This window comes from Bradyrhizobium sp. 521_C7_N1_3 (assembly GCF_052075975.1).
Lineage (GTDB): Bacteria > Pseudomonadota > Alphaproteobacteria > Rhizobiales > Xanthobacteraceae > Bradyrhizobium > Bradyrhizobium japonicum.
Window position 1 is genome coordinate 5,092,999 of record NZ_CP197232.1, and the last position, 18,122, is coordinate 5,111,120.

Consider the following 18,122-nt stretch of genomic DNA (forward strand, 5'->3'; position numbering starts at 1 on the left):
TGGTCCGCCCCCAGAGAAAAAGGGGAGGAATCCATGATGCGTCTTTTTGCGCGAGTGATGCTCGCAATGTGTCTGGCCGTTGCAGCGGGCTTCAACGCGCAGGCGCAGACCAAGCCGAAGGTCACGACATCTGGCCCTGACTTCCCCAAGGCCGCGCTGTTCGTCGGCAACAGCTTCTTCTATTACAACAACGGCATGCCCGGACATCTCTCCTTCATGGAGCGGGCGGCGGATGCCGAGAACAAGGCGGCATACCGCAACACCATGGCCACGATCGGCGGCTCCGGCCTCGACTGGCACGACATGGACAATCTGCTGCGGCCGGGCGGCATCGGCGCCTATTCCTTCGACGATCAGAACAACGTCGTGTTCAACAAGCCGGGCAGGCAGTTCGATGCCGTCGTCATGATGGATTGCAGCCAGTGCCCGATCCATCCGCAATTGAAGGACGCGTTCACGACCTTCGCGAAGAAGGACAGCGAGATCGTCCGTGCCCACGGCATGCGGCCGGTGTTTTTCATGTCCTGGGCCTATGCCGACAAGCCGGAGATGACGGAAGCGTTGGCCGAAGCCTATACGCTCGCCGGCAATGCCAATGATGCGCTCGTGATCCCCGCAGGCCTCGCCTTCGCGCGCGTGCGCAAGCTCCAGCCGGAGCTCAATCTGTATGCGCCGGACAAGCGGCACCCGAGTCCGGCGGGCACGTATCTGGCGACCTGCGTGACGCTCGCCGCGCTGACCGGGCGCTCGCCGGTCGGCAACTCCTACAACGTGGGACTGGATGCGGAGACCACTCAACTGCTGCAAAAGGCGGCGTGGGATACGGTGCAGGAATATTACGGGCGTTGAACTCGGGTGATCTCGTAGGGTGGGCAAAGCGAAGCGTGCCCACCACCTTACTCGCGACAGAAGATGGTGGGCACGGCGCAAGAGCGCCTTTGCCCACCCTACGAGATCATCGCTCCTTCAGCACCACCCACGCCGGCGCGTGATCGCTCGCACCATCCTCGCCGCGCACCTTCTTGTCGACACCCGCCTTGGCCAGCCGCGAGACGAGGGCAGGGCTGAGCAGGAGATGATCGAGCCGCAGGCCCGCATCGCGCGGCCAGCGATTTCGCTTGTAATCCCAGAACGTGTAGATGCGCTTGTCCGGATGCAGCTCGCGGATCGCATCGCACCAGCCCTGTTCGACCAGCGACGCGAACGCCGCGCGGCTCTTCGGCTGGATCAGCGCATCCTTGTCCCATGACCGCGTCGGATAGATGTCGATCTCATCAGGCGCGACGTTGTAGTCGCCGGCGAGCACCACGGGCAGATCCTGCTTGATGAAGGTCTTGGCGTGGCGCTTGAGACGCGCGAACCAGTCGAGCTTGAAGTCGAATTTCGGTCCCGGCTGCGGATTGCCGTTCGGCAGATAAATGCTGGTGACGATGATTCCGCGCACGGCGGCCTCGATGTAGCGGGCTTCGTGATCATCAGGCTTTCCCGGCAAGCGATCGCGGGTGAGAATGGGTTCGGCATTGCGGGCGAGGATGGCGACGCCGTTCCACGTCTTCTGTCCACACCACACCGCGCCGTAGCCGGCCTTTTCGATGGCCGCCGCCGGAAATTCGCCATCACTTGCCTTCAATTCCTGAAGCGCGACGACATCGGGCTTCGCCGCGCGCATCCATGCCAGCAAATTGGGCAGGCGGCGGTTGATGTTGTTGATGTTGAATGTCGCGATCTTCATGTAGAGCTATGAGCTCCTGCCTTCCGTCACCGGAGATACAATGTCCAAGTTGAGCTTTGCTGCTTTCGTCGTCGTTGTCGCGATCTCCGGAGCGGCTTCGGCACAATCGTCCGATCCGCGCGGCGCGTGCAAGGCGGACTATGACAAATTCTGCGCCGGCATCGCGCCCGGTGGCGGCAAGATCATCGCCTGCCTCAACGCCAAGCGCGATCAGCTCAGCGCGACGTGCAAGGCGGCGCTGGACAGCCGGAAGAAGTAAGGCGCCACTCTCGTGTCCCGGACGCGCTGCAGCGTGAAACGCTGCTGCGCAGAGCCGGGACCGAGAAGGCGGAACGGTTTACTGTTGAGGGATGGGCCCCGGCTCTGCAGCGCATCGCTGAAGGAGCGCTGCGCTGCGTCCGTGGCACGAAAGCGCGTCCGCTACGAGGACGGCAGCGGCGGCGGGCTCGCGGGCTGCTCGATCGGCGGCGGGGAGGGCGGCTGCTCGGCCGTCGGCGCGGGCTCCGGCTTGACCAGCGGCTCCACCTCATTGCCGCCCTTGTAGACGCGCGCGTAGCGGTGGCCGAGGCTGGTCAGCACCTCGTAGCCGATCGTGCCAAAATGATGTGCGAGCTCGTCGACGGTGATGCCCTCGCCGAGCAGCGTCACCATGTGGCCGCGCCGCGCCGCATTCGGGGGCAAGTCGGTGATGTCGATCGCGATCAGGTCCATCGAGACGCGGCCCGCAACCGGGCAGCGCTTGCCGGCGACAACGACTTCGGCGCCGCGGGTGCCGTCATTGGAGCTGGCGGCGCGGAAATAGCCGTCGGCATAGCCGACCGCGATGAGCGCGAGTTTTGTCGGCCGCCGCGCGGTCCAGGTGCCGCCATAGCCGACGCTCTCGCCGCGCTCGACATTGCGGGTTTGCACGATGCGCGCCTTGAGGTCGACCACCGGCTGCATCGGGTTGTCGGCCTCAGGCGTCGGGTTGACGCCATAGAGTGCTGCGCCCGGCCGCACCATGTCGAACTGGAAGGGCGCGCCGAGGAAGATTCCGGAGGAATTGGCAAGCGCAGCCGGCACGCCGGAAAATTCGCTGGCGATGCCGCGGAAGGCCGCCAGCTGCTTTGCATTCACGGGACTGTTGAGCTGCTCGGCCGAGACCAGATGGCTCATCACCAGCGTGATGCCGTGATCGCCGGCATTGATGCGGGGGATGATGGCCTGCGCGTCCGCAAGCGTCAGCCCGAGCCGGTTCATGCCGGTGTCGATGTGAACAGCGGCGCCTCCGGTCCAGCCGGTGCGGCGGCAGAACACGTCCCATTCGGCGAGCTCGTTGAGGTCGCCGATCACCGGCCGGCAATTGATCTTGGCGTAGTGCTCGCCGGTGTTCTGGAAATAGCCGCCGAGCACGTAGATCGCGGCCTCCGGCACGGCTTCGCGCACTGTGCGCGCTTCCTCGATGGTGGCGACGAAGAAGGTCTTGCAACCGGCCTTGCTGAGGGCCCGCGAGACCTGCGCGGCGCCGCAGCCATAGGCGTCGGCCTTGATCACGGCCGAGCATTCGGCCGGCACTGCCGTTTTCTCGAGCTTGCGCCAATTGGCGATGATGGCGTCGAGATCGACGGTGAGCACGCCGCCATAGGCTGCGAGCGCGGCGGCCTGATTGGCCTCCGCGGAAAGGAGGCCGGATTGCGGGATCATTTTCGGGTCGGACGCCATTGTCATGGCGTCGTTTTACGCAAGAGGCAGGTCCGGTTCAAGGAACTCAGTAGTCGTTGCTGCTGCGAGCCGGCAGCTGACTGTCAGGCGCGAGGTCGCCGAACCGCGTGACCGAGGCTTCGAACGCCAAATCGACGGTGCCTGTCGGGCCGTGACGCTGCTTGCCGATGATGACCTCGGCCTTTCCGTGCGCGAGACTCATGTCAAGCTGCCACTTCTCGTGCTCAGGCGTGCCTGGGCGGGGCTCCTTCATCGCGAGGTAATATTCCTCGCGGTAAACGAACAGCACGACGTCGGCGTCCTGCTCGATCGAGCCCGATTCACGCAAGTCGGAGAGCTGCGGCCGCTTGTCGTCGCGGGATTCGACCTGGCGCGAGAGCTGCGACAGCGCGATGACCGGAACATTGAGCTCCTTGGCGAGCGCCTTCAGGCTGGTCGTGATCTCCGTGATCTCCTGCACGCGGCTGTCGCTGGCGCGCTTGCCTGAGCCGGAGAGCAGCTGGATGTAGTCGATCACGAGGAGATCGAGGCCCTTCTGCCGCTTCAGCCGGCGCGCACGCGCCATCAGCTGCGCGATCGACAGGCCGCCGGTTGCGTCGACATAGAACGGCAGCGACTGCAGCTCGATCGAGACTTCCCGGATCTTGTCGAAATCGGCTTCCGAGATGCCGCCGCGGCGGATGTGGGAGGAGGGAATGCCGGTGCGCTCGGCGACGATACGCGTGGCGAGCTGGTCGGCCGACATTTCGCAGGAGAAGAAGCCGATCACGCCGCCATTGGCGGCCTTCATGGTGCCGTCAGCCTGGACCTCGCCGACATAGGCCTGGGCGACGTTGTAGGCGATGTTGGTCGCAAGCGAAGTCTTGCCCATGCCCGGGCGTCCGGCCACGATGATGAGGTCGGAGTGCTGGAGGCCGCCCATCTTGGTGTCGAGGTCGCGCATGCCGGTCGAGATGCCGGACAGCTTTCCATCGCGCTGGAACGCTTTGGCCGCGAGATCGACCGCGATCGCCAACGCCTGCGAGAATTTCTGGAAGCCGCCGTCATAGCGGCCGGATTCGGCGAGCTCGTACAGGCGGCGCTCGGCGTCCTCGATCTGCGCCCGCGGCGCGAAGTCGACCGGGGCGTCATAGGCGACATTGACCATGTCCTCGCCGATGCCGATCAGGTCGCGTCGCAGCGCCAGATCGTAGATGGTCCGGCCGTAGTCCTGGGCGTTGATGATGGTGGTCGCTTCCGCCGCGAGCCGCGCCAGATACTGCCCGATGGTCATGCCGCCGACATCGGTGTCGGCGGGGAGGAACGTCTTCAGCGTCACGGGCGTGGCGATCTTGCCCATCCGGATCAGGCTGGCGGCGGTCTCGTAGATGGTCTGGTGCAGCGGCTCGAAATAATGCTTCGGCTCGAGGAAGTCGGAGACGCGGTAGAAGGCGTCGTTGTTGACCAGGATCGCGCCGAGAAGGCTCTGTTCCGCCTCGATATTATGCGGCGCGCTCCGATACGCGGGAGTTCCGGGCTCGGGCGCGAGTTTGAGGACGTTCGAATCAGTCAGGGCCATGGTCGAGCGTTAGCAATTTTCTGGGGCGGATGCGGGGCCGGGATAAAGCGCCGCCTCGGGCCAAAGCGGAAGCAAAAGCTGGCCGCTATCAACCGCTCAGTTAAAATGGTGGATGATTAGCAGCTGCAGCACGCGCCGTGCTTGACGGATTTTTGCGGAACTCGCCCGTCCCGGAATCGGCCGCGACCGCGCCACGGAAAAATCCCGGGTGACATGAACCTGATGGATTGGCGCGCAGACGTATCAAGAAGCGCGCGAAATGACGCACGCCGGGAGCTTTGGGCTCGGATTCAGACCAGCAGGAGGTAGATCAGCGCAACCAAGGCCGCTCCGACGCCGGTGGCGATCAGGGCGTAATCGGTGCGGAGGTCGTCCTGCACGTCGAATGAGGTTTGGGGCCGCTTGCTCATGGCGACGGTCTAAGCCGGGCCCGACGAGACTTATGTGAAACAGATCACATCTCCCCGGATTCTTTCGGGGTACGACCCGGAACAGGAAGGCGGGCGGGGAGTTGTCTCCCGCCACCAGGGAACGAGGCGAGCGATGCGGCCAGAACGGCAGCACCAGAATTGGCGAAGCGAGGCGGCCAGCCGGCTTTGGCTGTCGGGGCTGATCGCGGCCATGCAGCACGCCGAGCGGCCCGAAGTGCGGCGCGAGCCGGTCTCGCCCGAGACCCTCGCAGACCTGCGGGCGCAACTGGCGTTAACAGCCTCGTTCCGGTCCTCCCAGATCTCGACCCTTCGTCACTAGTATTCATTCACCACCAGCGTCGGGCCTGGGTTCGGCGCCGCCATCTTGCGCACTATGACGGGTGTCTGCGGCGTCGTGACTTTGCGACGATGTGCCGCTTCCGGCGGGCGGCGCGTCGTCTCACGCGGCCACCGGCATTCGAACGAGCTGCAGCGCTATTGCGCTGTGATCACAGCCGATATTCCAAAAGCGCTTAATCACATCCTTGCGTGTGGAGGCTGCTTCCATTCGCGGCTCAATCCGCTAAAAGGTGACCCGCCGTCGCGCCTTATGCCGGCTGCATTCGCGTAAATTCAATGGAGATGATGGGAATGTCGAGCCGAGCGCTCAGCCTCGCGACGGTATTGCTTCTGATCGGCTTCGGCGCGACCGATACCGTCCTTGCGCAGGCGACGAACCTCGAGGCCGGCAAGGCCCCATCCCAGCTTTTCGCGCAGACCTGCAGTGCCTGCCACAAGAGCCCGCGCGGCCTGTTGAAGACGGTGGCGCCCGGCTCGCTGCCGGGCTTCCTGCGCCAGCACTACACGACCAGCTCCGACATGGCCGGCGTGCTCGCGTCCTATCTCGTCTCCAACGGTGCCACCGACACCCGCTACCAGGCCAAGGACGGCAAGGACAAGAAGGACGGCGCCAGGGAGAAGGAAGCCAATACCGCGCCGGAGCATCAGGGGCGCCGCCAGCGCTCCCAGGACGCTGCCAAGCCGGACGGCGAGGCTGCCGCTGCCGCGCCCGAGGGCGCCCGTCAGAAGCGCGCGGCACGGCCACCCGAAGAGGGATCGAAGGAAGGTGCGAGGCCCGAAGGCCAGGCAGCGCCCGAGGGACGCAAAGCCAAGCGTCGGGCCAAGCCCGGGACCGAGGAAGCACCGAAGGTCGACGCCGCGGCACCGGCCATTGAAGACAAGAAGAGCGAGCCGAAGGCCGAGACCAAGCCCGACATAGCCAAGCCCGACATAGCCAAGCCGGACACAGCCAAGGTCGAGCCCGGCCGTGACGAGGCGAAGCCCGAGAGCAAGCCGGCGGAGAAGCCGGCTGAGGCCAGGCCTGATAGTGCCAGGGTCGAGCCGCGCGGCAGCGATACGCCGGCGCTGCGGCCCGATCCGGTACCGCAGGTCACGCCGGCTGCACCGTCTGCAGCCGCGAAGCCCGCCGAAGCCAAGCCGGCGGAGGAGGCTGCTCCCAGGACTGCCGCGCCTGCTGCGAGCTCCGAGCAGGCAACCAAGCCGCTGGAGTCGGCACCGCCCGCGACCGCTGCGGCCCCAGCCGACTCGTCCGGTCCGCCCACACCGCCGATTTCGCGCTAAGCGAGCCAGATTTTCCGTCGATTTGCGAAGGCCGCACGCATCGCGGTCTTCGCATTGTCTTGACCGCAAGTAGAGCGTTACTCTAGAGTAATGCTCCAGGAGGCGTCGATGACGACGAGCGTGCGTGACGACCTGTTGGCGGCCGGGCTTTTCGTGTTCGACCGCGTCGGCTTCGAAGCCGCGACGGTGGCGGCGATCCGCGCCCGGGCACGCGCCTCCAACGGCAGCTTTTTTCATGTCTTCGGATCGAAGAAGGAACTGGCGGGTGCGCTGTTCCTGGAGGTGCTGCGGCACTATCACGCCGCAGTGCTGGCCGCGCTCGATCCGATGCCCAGTGCCGGGCAGGGCATCGATCGGCTGATCCGGGCCCATCTCGACTGGGTGGTGTCGAGCCGGCGCGAGGCCCGCTATCTCTTCGAGATCTCGCGCAGCGAATGGGGCGAGGACGTCCGCGACGCCCAGCGCGCGCAGAATGCGCGCCTTGCCGAAGGCATCGAGCGCTGGCGCGCGCCGCTGGTTGCCGGCGGCGAGCTTTTGCCGATGACGCCGGTGATGTTCGTCAGCCAGCTCATCGGCCCTGCCCAGATCTTCTGCCGCGCCTTTCTCTCGGGACGTGACCGCGCCGATCCGCGCAGCGAAGCCGACACGCTTGTCGCCTGTGCCAACCGTGCGCTGCGCCCGCCCGATCGCATCCACAAGCAATAAGGAGGAGCCGCATGCGAGCCGAAGCAGATCCCGAATTCGCAGCCGTAGCCGAGCGCATCCACGCCAATGTCGGCCGGCAGGGCTTTATGAACCTGGTGGGCGCCGAGCTCTCGGAATTGTCGCGCGGCACCTGCACGATTGCGGTCGCACGCCGGCCCGAGCTGCTCCAGCAGCACGGCTTCTTCCATGGCGGCGTCACCGCCTTCCTGGTCGACAACGCCACGACGATCGCAGCGGCGACCTCGCGCGGCCAGCCGGCGTTGACGGCGGAATACAAGCTCAATCTGCTATCGCCGGCGGTCGGCGACAAGCTGATCTGCCGGGCCAGGGTGATCAAGCCGGGCCGCCAGGTTTCGGTGGTCGCGGCCGACGTGTTTTGCGTCAACGACGGTGTCGAGAAGCATACGGCAACTGCGCTCGCCTCGATCGCGATGCTGAGCGAGGACGTTGCCGCGAAAACGAAAAGCCCGGCCGCCTGAGGCGGCCGGGCTTCGCAACCTGCGCGAACGCGGGTCTTACTTCTCGGTCTCGTCCGCAGCCTGCGCCGGCTCGTCGTCGTGCTGGGCTTCCGGATCGAAGAACTCGCCGGCGGCGGCGATCGCTTCGGCGGCCGCATCGCGGTCCTCGTTGCGGGTCGAGATGTCCTCGCCGCGGTTGATGCGCTCGGCTTCGTCCTGGCTGCGCGCAACCGTGACGCTGACCTCGACCTCGACCTCGGGGTGAACCGCGACGGTGATGGTGTGCTTGCCGATGGTCTTGATCGGCGCGTCGAGCTGCACCTGCGGGCGGGACAGCGAAACGCCGTCGGCTTCGAACGCCGCGACGACGTCGCGCACCGTGACCGAGCCGAACAACTGGCCGGCTTCCGAGGCCTGACGGATCACGATGATGTTCTTGCCCTCGATCTTCTCGGCGATCTTGGACGCCTCGCCCTTGGACTGGAGGTTGCGAGCCTCGAGCTCGGCCTTCATGCCGTCGTACTTGGCGCGGTTGTCGGCGGTGGCGCGCAGCGCCTTGCCGCGCTTGAGCAGAAAATTACGGGCATAGCCGTCGCGAACCTTCACGACTTCGCCCATCTGGCCGAGCTTGCTCACGCGTTCCAGCAAAATGACTTCCATATTCGTTCTCCTTTGAAGTGTTGAGTGAGTTGGGTTTTGGGGTTGAACTTAAGAGGTCGGTAGCGGCGGTGGCTGGCGGCGGCGCAGGAAGCGCTCGCGGAAGCCGAACACGGCATCCGCGAGGCCGAGGATCACCATCGCGATGACGGGCCAGCCGAACACCACGACGACGGCATAGGTCGAGCCGAGCCAGAAGGTGCGGCTCTTCAGCGCCAGCGTCAGCGTATGCAGCACGGCAAAACCGGTCAGCGCATAGCCCATCATCAGCGCCGCCGTCGTGATCTGCGCGACCATCGCGAGCAGCCCGCCAGTGAAGCAGAACGCGAGCGCGATGCAGAGCGCCACCAGCGTCATCGGCGGCAGCTCGGCCGTCATCATGTCGGGCCACGGACGCAGCAGGCGGCCCGATGTCGCCGTTATCTTGCCGCTGAGCCAGAGATTGAGGGTGAGCGTCATCATCGCGACGATGGTGGCGGCGGCCGGGGCGATGAGCACCAGTGCGTCGACGAACTGACCGGCTTCGCCTGATGTCTGCGGGTCGGCGGTGCGGAGCAGGCGCATCAGGCCGCGCCGCAACGTGCTGGTGATGGTCTCGGCATCGGTGCCGAGCGTGAGCAGGGCGGCGATCGTGGTCAGTGCGGCGAAGCCCGCGATCCACAGCAGGATGCGGCCGACCGGATACCATTCGAGCTCGGGCTCGGCAGGCGGCTCGGTGGCGGCTTCCGGCCCGACGGGTCCAAGGCGCCGGCTGAGCAGGACGAGATGGCCGAGCCACCACGCGGGCAGCGCGACGGTGACGGCAAAGGCGATGCAGTAGGGCAGGCCGAACAGGGCCCCGAGGCCGATCGCAGCGGCGATGCCGCCGAGGCTCGCGCAAAGCGGGCCCCAGCCGATCGAGGCGACCATCAGCGGCAGCGGTGCGAGATAGAACAGGACGAGCGAGATCAGCGCGCCCGACACGATCGAGGCGAACATCAGGGCCGACGCAGCGCCGGCGATCAGGGCTATCAGTCCAAGCGTCATCATCAGCTGTCCCGCTCCCTTCGAGCGGTTAGAGGCATCTCGCCCCAACCATCGGCGACCGGACGACCCGGAAGCCTTATGAAACCAAAAAAGCGCGGTCGGCGGCGATGTCGCCGCCGACCGAATTCGTCTTAGCGAATGACGTAGGGCAGCAGGCCCAGGAAGCGCGCGCGCTTGATGGCGCGGGCGAGCTCACGCTGCTTCTTGGCCGACACCGCGGTGATGCGGCTCGGCACGATCTTGCCGCGCTCGGAGACGTAGCGCATCAAGAGCTTGGAGTCCTTGTAGTCGATCTTCGGAGCATTTGCGCCCGTGAACGGGCAGCTCTTGCGACGACGGAAAAACGGACGGCGTGCACCAGCTTCAGCCATTGATCTTACTCCGCATCCGGCGTTGTCGTTTCAGCTTCGTCGCGCGGACGGCGCGGACCGCGGTCACCGCGGAAGCCACCACCGTCGCGATCGCCGCCACGGAAACCACCTTCGCGGTCGCCACGGAAGCCACCGCCTTCGCGATCGCCGCGGAAGCCGCCGCCACGGTCGTCACGCTCGCGGTCACGGTCGGCCTTGCGCATCATCGCCGACGGGCCTTCCTCGAGCTCCTCGACGCGAACGCTGAGATAGCGGATCACGTCTTCGCTGATGCGCTCCTGGCGCTCGATCTCGGCGATCGCCGCGGACGGCGCGTCGATGTTGAGCAGCACGAAGTGCGCCTTGCGGTTCTTGTTCATGCGGTAGGTGAGGGAGCGAACGCCCCAATTCTCGGTCTTGGTGACCTTGCCGCCGAGACCCTCGACGATGCCGGTCATCTGCGCAGTCAGCTCTTCGACCTGCTGCGTGCTCGCGTCCTGGCGCGCGAGAAAAACATGCTCATAGAGAGCCATAATGGTCCTTTCCTCATGTTGGCGCATCGCCCGGCGTCAAGCCCTTAAGAGGCCTTCGGAAAGGACTCTGGGATTAAGCTCAGAAGGCGGAAACACGGGACGACGGGCCGACTGGCCCTGCCACACCAAAATCACGAATGATTTGCTGAGACCGTCCGTTCAGCTCCCGGCCGGGGTCTGCGGATGGCGCGCTTATACGGATTTTGGCCGGCTTTGCAAGGTTGGAGGCCGTGCTTTCGGCCCCGGATGGTTCCGGTGCGGGCAGCGGGACCGGTCTTCCCGAACCATACCAGCTTGATTTGTTTGTTTGTATAGCATACAAAGAAATCAACGCAGAGGACCCCAATGGCGGAAAAGTCGGTCCATGAGCCGTTAGAGGCGGCTGGCGACCCCAAGCATGCTGCACGGGCCACACGTTCGGCCGGCCGCAAGATGCGGTCGCTGCTGCTGGATGCGGCGAGCCCGCTGTTCAGGGAGCGGGGGCTGTCCGGCACGGCCATCACCGACATCGCCGCCGCCGCGGACGCGTTCCCGAGCCAGATCACCTATTACTTCCGCACCAAGGAGGCGCTGTTCGTCGAATGCGCCTGCCGCGAGCTGCTGTATCTGGCGCGGGCGACGGAGCAGGCGGCGCTGAAAGCGCGCACGCCGCGGGACTACACCCGCGCGCTGGCCGAGACCGTGACGGCGAGCGATTCGGTCGCCTTCTTCGCCGAGGCGCTGACACTGACCCGGCGGCGGCAGGATCTTGCGCCGCTGGTCGAGCGCACCATCGAGCGCCTGCACGGTGAAGGCGCACGCGCCTATGCGAGCCAGGTCGCGCGGCACGGCTGGCGCTCCCTGCGTGCGCCCGACGAAAGCTCGCGGCGGTTCTGGGCCGTCGCCATCGGCGTCATTCTCGAGGGGTACGCGATGGGCCGGTCGCCGGATGAATTGTGCGCCGAGATGCTGCGCGTGCTCGGCGAGCAGGCGAAATCAGCCAGCGACGCGGCGCGGCTCCGTCTGGTCGACGAGCGCGACGCATCTGGCAGTTCGAACGAGGAGGGGTAGGCCATGACCGCACTTCGCATGCGTGCCCGCGATTTCCTGACCGACGACCAGCTCGCCGACGTGCGCCAGCGCGTGACCTGGAAAGGCGTCGCGCTGATCGCCCACGCCTGGGCACTCATTGTCGCAGCGATCGCTTTGGTCGCGTGGTGGCCCAACCCGATCACCTACATTCTGGCTGTTGCTATCATCGGTTCGCGCCAGCTCGGGCTCGCGATCCTGATGCATGACGGCGCGCATGGCTGCCTGTCCGCTGACGAGAAGACCAATCTGGCCCTAAGCCAATGGTTCTGCGCCTATCCTCTTTTCGCGGAGACGCGCAGCTATCGGCGCTACCACCTTCAGCATCATGCGCGCACCCAGCAGGAGGACGACCCCGATCTCGTGCTGTCGGCGCCGTTTCCGATCACCAGGCTGAGCTATCGCCGCAAGTTCATTCGCGACATCACCGGGCAGACCGGCTACCAGCAGCGCAAGGCGCAACTGCTCAATGCGCTCGGACCGAAGGACTGGTCGTCGCGGCAGCGCGCGGCGCATTTCTGGGAGAAGCTCGGCCCGCAATGCCTCGCCAATGCCGCGATGTTCGCAGCGCTTGCGGCAGCCGGCGTGTGGTGGGCCTATCCGCTTTTATGGCTGGTGCCGCTGCTGACCTGGATGATGGTCATCACCCGCATCCGCAACATCGCCGAGCACGCCGTCGTGCCCGACAGCAGCGATCCCTTGCGCAACACCCGTACCACGCATGCGAATTTCCTCGAGCGGCTGTTCATCGCGCCGTACTACGTGAACTATCACCTCGAGCATCATCTGTTGTTCTACGTGCCCTGCTACAATCTGCCGAAGGTGCATCGCCTGCTGAGTGCGAGCCGGCACGCCGACCGCATGGAGGTGCAGCCGGGCTACGCCGCGGTGCTGCGGCTGGCGACCGCGAAGCCGGACCGGGATGACCGGCCGGGGCAACTCGTGAACAGCGCGCGCCGCGCGCAGGCAGGGGCGGCGGTCGACGCCAATCAGACCAACGGTGGATTCTAGGGCCGGCATTCCCCGTTGAATCCCGGGCGAAGTTCCTATCTTGGCTTGACATTCCGGCCCCGGACAGTGTCTACGGCCCCCTTTGGAGCATGATCCGGAACCATGGCCTAAGGCCGTGCGTCATCGGCTGCCGGTTCTCGCAGGGATCATGCCTGACAAGCAGGGAGCGCCGATGACGGCAGCATTCACATTTCCGGGGCAGGGGTCCCAGGCGGTTGGCATGGGCAAGGCCCTGGCCGACGCCTTTCCGGTGGCGCGCGCCGTGTTCGACGAGGTCGACGCCGCGCTTGGGGAAAAGCTGACGGCGATCATCTGGGATGGTCCTGCCGAAACGCTCCAGCTTACCGAGAACGCCCAGCCGGCGCTGATGGCGGTATCCGTCGCCACCCTGCGCGTGCTGGAGGCCGAAGCCGGGTTTTCCGTGGGACGGGACGCGGCCTTCGTCGCCGGCCACTCGCTCGGTGAATATTCGGCGCTGGCTGCGGCCGGCAGCCTGACGATCTCGGACACCGCGCGGTTGCTTCGCACCCGCGGTCTCGCAATGCAAAAAGCCGTGCCGGTCGGCGCCGGTGCGATGGCCGCTCTCCTTGGTCTCGACTACGAGGCCGCCATGGAGGTCGCAGGCGAGGCGGCACAGGGCCAGGTCTGCCAGGCCGCCAACGACAATGGCGGCGGGCAAGTGGTCGTCTCCGGCGACAAGGCTGCGGTCGATCGCGCCGTCGAGATTGCCAAGACCAAGGGCGCCAAGCGCGCAATGCTGCTGCCGGTGTCCGCACCGTTCCATTGCAAGTTGATGCAGCCTGCCGCCGACGCCATGGCGGAGGCGCTGGCGAAGGTCACGATCAAGGCGCCGGCGGCGCCGCTGGTGTCGAACGTGCTGGCGAGCGCCATCAGCGATCCCGACGAGATCCGTCGCCGCCTGGTCGAGCAGGTCACCGGCACGGTGCGCTGGCGCGAGTCGGTTGCCTATATGGCAGGGCAGGGCGTCAACCGCTTCTTCGAGATCGGCGCCGGCAAGGTGCTGTCGGGTCTCGTCAAGCGCATTGCGGACGGCGCCGTCGGCGTGTCGGTCGGTGGTCCTAACGACATTGCCGCCGCCAAGGATGCATTGGCCGCTGCGAAGCAGGCCTGAAGGAGTTTTTCAATGTTCGACCTGACTGGCAAAAAGGCGCTCGTCACCGGCGCGACCGGCGGCATCGGCGGCGCGATCGCACAGGCGCTGCACGCGCAGGGTGCTACCGTTGCGATCTCCGGAACGCGCAAGGAAGTGCTGGATGAGCTTGCCGGCAAGCTCGGCGAGCGTACCCATGTGCTGCCCTGCAATCTCTCCAAGGCCGACGAAGTCGAGGCGCTGGTGCCCGCCGCGGAAGCTGCGATGGGACAGGTCGACATCCTCATCGCCAATGCCGGCATCACCCGCGACAATCTCTTCGTGCAGCTCCGCGACGAGGACTGGGAGGAGGTCATCAACATCAATCTGACCTCGACCTTCCGCCTGGCGCGCGCCGCGACCAAGCTGATGATGCGCAAGCGCTTCGGCCGTATCATTGCCATCACGTCGATCGTCGGCGTCACCGGCAATCCTGGGCAGGGCAACTACACGGCATCGAAGGCCGGCCTGATCGGCATGATCAAGACGCTCGGTGCCGAATACGCCAAGCGCGGCGTGACTGCGAACTGCATCGCGCCGGGCTTCATCAAGACACCGATGACCGATGCTCTCAACGACAAGCAGCGCGAGACGATTCTGGCCAAGGTTCCGGCCGCCCGCCTGGGGACGCCGGAGGACATCGCAGCCGCCGCCGTCTACCTGAGTTCGAACGAGGCGGCCTACGTCACGGGACAAACCATCCACGTCAACGGCGGCATGGCCATGATCTGACGTCTCGTTTCGCACTGCCCACATGGGCGGTGCGGAATGCGGCAAACGGCCGTTTCCGGTGCGAAATGAGGCTTGTAGTCAAGGCAGTTGAAGTATGATAACCGGACGCTCAACGGATGGGCAAAGAACGCCATTGCAGGTTTTTGAAACCCTGTATATTGGCGATGCGGAGCCTTGGCCGTCTCGCCGGGCCTGCATCGGTTAGGATGGGGCCAAATCAAAGTTCGTAAGCGAAGGCAGTCAACGACCACGACGGCTCGTATCGTCCCGGGGGGTCGGGTCTACAGGGAACAACACGAGGTTATGCAATGAGTGACATTGGCGAGCGGGTTAAGAAGATCGTGGTCGAACACCTTGGTGTTGAACCCGAGAAGGTTGTCGACGCTGCGAGCTTCATCGACGACCTCGGCGCCGACAGTCTGGACACCGTCGAGCTGGTGATGGCGTTCGAAGAAGAATTCGGTTGCGAGATTCCTGACGACGCCGCGGAAACGATTCTCACCGTCGGCGACGCCACGAAGTTTCTCGAGAAGAACGCGAAGAGCTAAGGCTCTTCATTTTCGCGGGGACAACATTGAAACCGGACGGGCCGCTGACCAGCGGTCAGCCGGTTTCTTGTTATTGGCCGTGAATCTTTCGATGCGGAGTTTTCGAACATGAGGCGGGTTGTCGTCACTGGTCTCGGCATGGTGTCGCCGCTCGGCTGCGGCGTCGAACCGACCTGGAAACGAATCCTCAACGGCGAAAGCGGCGCACGCAGGATCGAGAGCTTCGATGTCTCCGATCTGCAGACCAAATACGCCTGCACCGTCGTGCGCGGCGACGGCACGAACGATACGTTCAATCCCGATGTCTGGATGGAGCCGAAGGACCAGCGCAAGGTCGACGACTTCATCATCTTCGGCATGGCCGCAGCCGGCCAGGCGCTCGATGATGCCAACTGGCATCCCGAGACCGAAGAGGACAAGTGCGCGACCGGCACCATGATCGGTTCCGGCATCGGCGGCCTCACCGGCATTGCCGAAACCGCGATCCTCCTGAAGGAGCGCGGACCGCGCCGCGTGTCGCCGTTCTTCATTCCGGGCCGCCTCATCAATCTTGCCTCCGGCTACGTCTCGATCGCGCACGGCCTGAAGGGGCCGAACCATTCGGTGGTCACGGCCTGCTCGACCGGCGCACATGCGGTCGGCGACGCCGCCCGTCTGATTGCGCTGGGCGATGCCGACGTCATGGTTGCCGGCGGCGCCGAGTCGCCGATCAGCCGGATCGGCATTGCCGGCTTCAACGCCGCGCGCGCGCTCTCGACCGGATTCAACGAAACGCCCGAGAAGGCATCGCGTCCCTACGACAAGGACCGCGACGGCTTCGTGATGGGCGAGGGCGCCGGTGTCCTTGTCCTGGAAGAACTCGAGCACGCTCAGCGCCGCGGCGCCAAGATCTACGCCGAGGTGATCGGCTACGGTCTTTCCGGCGATGCCTATCACATCACCTCGCCGTCGCCCGACGGCGATGGCGGCTTCCGCAGCATGTCGGCAGCGCTCAAGCGCGCCGGCCTCACGGCATCCGATCTCGACTACATCAACGCCCACGGCACCTCGACACCGCTCGGCGACGAGATCGAGCTCGGTGCGGTCGAGCGGCTGCTCGGCAACGCCGCTTCCAAGGTCGCGATGTCCTCGACCAAATCCTCGACCGGCCATCTCCTCGGTGCCGCCGGCGCGATCGAGGCGATCTTCGCCGTTCTCGCGATTCGCGATAATGTCGTGCCGCCGACCATCAATCTGGACAATCCGTCGGTCGAGACTGCGATCGATCTCGTGCCGCACGCTGCGAAGAAGCGCGAGGTCAACGTCGCGTTGTCGAATTCTTTCGGTTTTGGCGGTACCAACGCGTCGGTGATCGTCCGGCGGCTGGTTCATTAGTTTGTTCTTGCGACGAATCCACCGTTTTGCCGTATTCGGCGAGAGTCATGGACGTGGGCGCATTTGGCTCGGCAAGCGATTGCCTGGCCGCGATTGAACCGGCAGGATTCAGGTTGTTTCGATGAGTGAAAGGCCGCCCATTTCGCCCCGGAGTCCGCGGGCAGCGTTGGAGCCCGAGCAGGTTCCGCCGCCGCCGAGGCGATCGGACCGGGCGCGCAATCCCTTCGTGATCGTCGGCAACGCCATCATCACCCTTCTGCTGATCTCCATGCTCGGCGCCGGTGGCGTCTACTATTACGGCCGGCAATTGCTCGAGGCGGCGGGGCCGCTGAAGGAAGACAAGATCGTCAACATCCCGCAGCGGGCCGGCAAGCGCGACATCGCCGAGACGCTGAACCGGGAAGGCGTGACCGACGTCAACCCCTGGGTGTTCATCGCCAGCGTCGCCGCGCTGAAGGCGAGCTCGGACCTCAAGCCGGGTGAGTATTCGTTCCAGAAGAACGCCTCCTTGCGCGACGTCATCGCCACCATCGTCGAGGGCAAGGTGGTGCAGCATTCCGTCACGATCCCGGAAGGCCTGACCTCCGAGCAGATCGTGGCGCGGCTGTCCGACAACGACATCTTCACCGGCAGCGTCCGCGAGTTGCCGCGTGAGGGCACGCTGCTGCCCGAGACCTACAAGTTCCCGCGCGGGACCCCGCGCGATCAGGTGATCCAGCGCATGCAACAGGCGCACAAGCGCGTGCTGGCCGAGATCTGGGAGCGCCGCAGCCAGGACATTCCGGTGAAATCTCCGGAGCAACTGGTGACGCTGGCCTCGATCGTCGAGAAGGAAACGGGCAAGCCGGACGAGCGCAGCCGTGTCGCTGCCGTATTCGCCAACCGGCTCAAGCAGAAAATCAAGCTGCAGTCCGATCCGACCATCATCTACGGCCTAGTCGGCGGCAAGGGTACGCTCGGCCGCCCGATCAAGCGCAGCGAGATCACGCAGCCTTCGCCCTACAACACCTATGTGATCGAGGGACTGCCGCCCGGTCCGATCTCCAACCCCGGCCGCGCCTCGCTGGAAGCCACCGCCAACCCGGCCCGCACCCGCGACCTCTATTTCGTCGCCGACGGCACCGGCGGGCATGCCTTCACCGAGACCTACGACGCGCACCAGAAGAACGTCGCCAAGCTGCGCGCGATGGAGAAGCAGATCCAGAACGACACGGTCGAGCCGGCCGAGGATGCGCAGCCGCCGGCGGCCGCCGCGCCCGGCGCTGCCGCGGATCCGCCGACTGCGACCACGCCGGCGCGGCCCAATCAGCAGAAAAAGCCGCCAGCCGCTCGCCCCGCCAATCCCGCGCCCGCGCGCCAGGGCGCGGTGCAGCCGTCGCCGCCGGTGGTCCAGCGCTAGTTCGCGCAGACCTGCCTGCAGGACTTTGCGGATTCCACTTTCCTGCAAAATAGTCTTAAGATTCGCGTG

General features: G+C 65.4%; 20 protein-coding genes. 13 read left to right on the plus strand and 7 right to left on the minus strand.

What is annotated here, in order from left to right:
* The first annotated feature begins 33 nt into the window (after positions 1 to 33).
* On the plus strand, positions 34 to 849 hold the full coding sequence (locus AB7008_RS23470; protein WP_248883015.1) for a DUF4886 domain-containing protein: 816 nt from the start codon (positions 34 to 36) through the stop codon (positions 847 to 849).
* A 106-nt stretch (positions 850 to 955) separates the two neighbouring features.
* Here AB7008_RS23470 and AB7008_RS23475 read toward each other — a convergent pair whose 3' ends face one another.
* Entirely contained in the window at positions 956 to 1,732 is a 777-nt protein-coding gene (locus tag AB7008_RS23475; protein ID WP_028157574.1) for an exodeoxyribonuclease III, read from the minus strand.
* Between the two features lie 40 nt (positions 1,733 to 1,772).
* On the opposite strand from AB7008_RS23475, the gene AB7008_RS23480 reads away from it, so the two are divergent.
* Positions 1,773 to 1,991, plus strand: coding sequence for a cysteine rich repeat-containing protein (locus AB7008_RS23480; protein WP_014495816.1), 219 nt, complete (start codon positions 1,773 to 1,775; stop codon positions 1,989 to 1,991).
* Positions 1,992 to 2,152: 161 nt separating this feature from the next.
* Here AB7008_RS23480 and alr read toward each other — a convergent pair whose 3' ends face one another.
* Positions 2,153 to 3,433 (minus strand): alanine racemase, encoded by a 1,281-nt coding sequence (gene alr / locus AB7008_RS23485; protein ID WP_441261239.1) that lies wholly within the window; start codon positions 3,431 to 3,433, stop codon positions 2,153 to 2,155.
* Positions 3,434 to 3,479: 46 nt separating this feature from the next.
* The gene (locus tag AB7008_RS23490) at positions 3,480 to 4,991 is read right to left on the minus strand and encodes a replicative DNA helicase (protein ID WP_028157572.1); all 1,512 of its coding nucleotides are present in this window, start codon (positions 4,989 to 4,991) and stop codon (positions 3,480 to 3,482) included.
* 543 nt (positions 4,992 to 5,534) lie between these two features.
* Between AB7008_RS23490 and AB7008_RS23495 the strand changes: the two genes are divergently transcribed.
* The 4 genes from AB7008_RS23495 to AB7008_RS23510 all read left to right on the plus strand — a co-directional run bounded on the left by AB7008_RS23495 (position 5,535) and on the right by AB7008_RS23510 (position 8,226).
* Positions 5,535 to 5,741, plus strand: coding sequence for a hypothetical protein (locus tag AB7008_RS23495; protein ID WP_028157570.1), 207 nt, complete (start codon positions 5,535 to 5,537; stop codon positions 5,739 to 5,741).
* Between the two features lie 311 nt (positions 5,742 to 6,052).
* Entirely contained in the window at positions 6,053 to 7,042 is a 990-nt protein-coding gene (locus tag AB7008_RS23500; protein WP_441259596.1) for a hypothetical protein, read from the plus strand.
* Positions 7,043 to 7,150: 108 nt separating this feature from the next.
* Positions 7,151 to 7,747, plus strand: coding sequence for a TetR/AcrR family transcriptional regulator (locus AB7008_RS23505; protein ID WP_028157568.1), 597 nt, complete (start codon positions 7,151 to 7,153; stop codon positions 7,745 to 7,747).
* A gap of 11 nt (positions 7,748 to 7,758) precedes the next feature.
* A complete protein-coding gene (locus AB7008_RS23510) occupies positions 7,759 to 8,226 on the plus strand; it encodes a PaaI family thioesterase (protein WP_014495809.1) in 468 nt (155 codons plus the stop codon).
* Between the two features lie 36 nt (positions 8,227 to 8,262).
* On the opposite strand, the gene rplI is transcribed toward AB7008_RS23510, so the two are convergent.
* The 4 genes from rplI to rpsF form a co-directional block, all read right to left on the minus strand.
* Entirely contained in the window at positions 8,263 to 8,865 is a 603-nt protein-coding gene (gene rplI / locus AB7008_RS23515; protein ID WP_028157566.1) for a 50S ribosomal protein L9, read from the minus strand.
* Positions 8,866 to 8,913: 48 nt separating this feature from the next.
* Positions 8,914 to 9,891 (minus strand): hypothetical protein, encoded by a 978-nt coding sequence (locus AB7008_RS23520; RefSeq protein ID WP_304494012.1) that lies wholly within the window; start codon positions 9,889 to 9,891, stop codon positions 8,914 to 8,916.
* A gap of 128 nt (positions 9,892 to 10,019) precedes the next feature.
* Entirely contained in the window at positions 10,020 to 10,259 is a 240-nt protein-coding gene (gene rpsR / locus AB7008_RS23525) for a 30S ribosomal protein S18 (protein WP_007592020.1), read from the minus strand.
* 5 nt (positions 10,260 to 10,264) lie between these two features.
* Positions 10,265 to 10,771: a 30S ribosomal protein S6 gene (rpsF, locus tag AB7008_RS23530; protein ID WP_014495806.1), complete on the minus strand. Its 507-nt coding sequence runs from the start codon at positions 10,769 to 10,771 to the stop codon at positions 10,265 to 10,267.
* A 345-nt stretch (positions 10,772 to 11,116) separates the two neighbouring features.
* Here rpsF and AB7008_RS23535 point away from each other — a divergent pair, with 345 nt between their 5' ends.
* The 7 genes from AB7008_RS23535 (at position 11,117) to mltG (ending at position 18,053) form a co-directional block, all read left to right on the plus strand.
* Positions 11,117 to 11,821: a TetR/AcrR family transcriptional regulator C-terminal domain-containing protein gene (locus AB7008_RS23535; protein ID WP_441259597.1), complete on the plus strand. Its 705-nt coding sequence runs from the start codon at positions 11,117 to 11,119 to the stop codon at positions 11,819 to 11,821.
* A gap of 3 nt (positions 11,822 to 11,824) precedes the next feature.
* A complete protein-coding gene (locus tag AB7008_RS23540) occupies positions 11,825 to 12,850 on the plus strand; it encodes a fatty acid desaturase family protein (protein ID WP_441259598.1) in 1,026 nt (341 codons plus the stop codon).
* A 172-nt stretch (positions 12,851 to 13,022) separates the two neighbouring features.
* The gene (gene fabD, locus AB7008_RS23545) at positions 13,023 to 13,982 is read left to right on the plus strand and encodes an ACP S-malonyltransferase (protein ID WP_038931867.1); all 960 of its coding nucleotides are present in this window, start codon (positions 13,023 to 13,025) and stop codon (positions 13,980 to 13,982) included.
* Positions 13,983 to 13,994: 12 nt separating this feature from the next.
* Positions 13,995 to 14,732: a 3-oxoacyl-[acyl-carrier-protein] reductase gene (gene fabG, locus AB7008_RS23550; RefSeq protein WP_028157561.1), complete on the plus strand. Its 738-nt coding sequence runs from the start codon at positions 13,995 to 13,997 to the stop codon at positions 14,730 to 14,732.
* A 308-nt stretch (positions 14,733 to 15,040) separates the two neighbouring features.
* The gene (locus tag AB7008_RS23555) at positions 15,041 to 15,280 is read left to right on the plus strand and encodes an acyl carrier protein (RefSeq protein WP_008130699.1); all 240 of its coding nucleotides are present in this window, start codon (positions 15,041 to 15,043) and stop codon (positions 15,278 to 15,280) included.
* A 108-nt stretch (positions 15,281 to 15,388) separates the two neighbouring features.
* Positions 15,389 to 16,654: a beta-ketoacyl-ACP synthase II gene (gene fabF, locus AB7008_RS23560; protein ID WP_441259599.1), complete on the plus strand. Its 1,266-nt coding sequence runs from the start codon at positions 15,389 to 15,391 to the stop codon at positions 16,652 to 16,654.
* Between the two features lie 121 nt (positions 16,655 to 16,775).
* Positions 16,776 to 18,053 (plus strand): endolytic transglycosylase MltG, encoded by a 1,278-nt coding sequence (gene mltG, locus AB7008_RS23565; protein ID WP_248883028.1) that lies wholly within the window; start codon positions 16,776 to 16,778, stop codon positions 18,051 to 18,053.
* Positions 18,054 to 18,122: the final 69 nt, after the last annotated feature.

Bases quoted from the DNA above. Each gene is read 5' to 3' on its own strand.
- mltG (WP_248883028.1), top strand. From the start codon at position 16,776: ATGAGTGAAAGGCCGCCCATTTCGCCCCGGAGTCCGCGGGCAGCGTTG.
- AB7008_RS23475 (WP_028157574.1), bottom strand. From the start codon at position 1,732: ATGAAGATCGCGACATTCAACATCAACAACATCAACCGCCGCCTGCCC.
- fabF (WP_441259599.1), top strand. From the start codon at position 15,389: ATGAGGCGGGTTGTCGTCACTGGTCTCGGCATGGTGTCGCCGCTCGGC.
- fabD (WP_038931867.1), top strand. From the start codon at position 13,023: ATGACGGCAGCATTCACATTTCCGGGGCAGGGGTCCCAGGCGGTTGGC.
- AB7008_RS23495 (WP_028157570.1), top strand. From the start codon at position 5,535: ATGCGGCCAGAACGGCAGCACCAGAATTGGCGAAGCGAGGCGGCCAGC.
- alr (WP_441261239.1), bottom strand. From the start codon at position 3,433: ATGGCGTCCGACCCGAAAATGATCCCGCAATCCGGCCTCCTTTCCGCG.
- rpsF (WP_014495806.1), bottom strand. From the start codon at position 10,771: ATGGCTCTCTATGAGCATGTTTTTCTCGCGCGCCAGGACGCGAGCACG.
- AB7008_RS23540 (WP_441259598.1), top strand. From the start codon at position 11,825: ATGACCGCACTTCGCATGCGTGCCCGCGATTTCCTGACCGACGACCAG.
- rpsR (WP_007592020.1), bottom strand. From the start codon at position 10,259: ATGGCTGAAGCTGGTGCACGCCGTCCGTTTTTCCGTCGTCGCAAGAGC.
- rplI (WP_028157566.1), bottom strand. From the start codon at position 8,865: ATGGAAGTCATTTTGCTGGAACGCGTGAGCAAGCTCGGCCAGATGGGC.
- AB7008_RS23520 (WP_304494012.1), bottom strand. From the start codon at position 9,891: ATGATGACGCTTGGACTGATAGCCCTGATCGCCGGCGCTGCGTCGGCC.
- AB7008_RS23505 (WP_028157568.1), top strand. From the start codon at position 7,151: ATGACGACGAGCGTGCGTGACGACCTGTTGGCGGCCGGGCTTTTCGTG.
- AB7008_RS23500 (WP_441259596.1), top strand. From the start codon at position 6,053: ATGTCGAGCCGAGCGCTCAGCCTCGCGACGGTATTGCTTCTGATCGGC.
- AB7008_RS23535 (WP_441259597.1), top strand. From the start codon at position 11,117: ATGGCGGAAAAGTCGGTCCATGAGCCGTTAGAGGCGGCTGGCGACCCC.
- AB7008_RS23480 (WP_014495816.1), top strand. From the start codon at position 1,773: ATGTCCAAGTTGAGCTTTGCTGCTTTCGTCGTCGTTGTCGCGATCTCC.
- AB7008_RS23490 (WP_028157572.1), bottom strand. From the start codon at position 4,991: ATGGCCCTGACTGATTCGAACGTCCTCAAACTCGCGCCCGAGCCCGGA.
- AB7008_RS23510 (WP_014495809.1), top strand. From the start codon at position 7,759: ATGCGAGCCGAAGCAGATCCCGAATTCGCAGCCGTAGCCGAGCGCATC.
- fabG (WP_028157561.1), top strand. From the start codon at position 13,995: ATGTTCGACCTGACTGGCAAAAAGGCGCTCGTCACCGGCGCGACCGGC.
- AB7008_RS23470 (WP_248883015.1), top strand. From the start codon at position 34: ATGATGCGTCTTTTTGCGCGAGTGATGCTCGCAATGTGTCTGGCCGTT.
- AB7008_RS23555 (WP_008130699.1), top strand. From the start codon at position 15,041: ATGAGTGACATTGGCGAGCGGGTTAAGAAGATCGTGGTCGAACACCTT.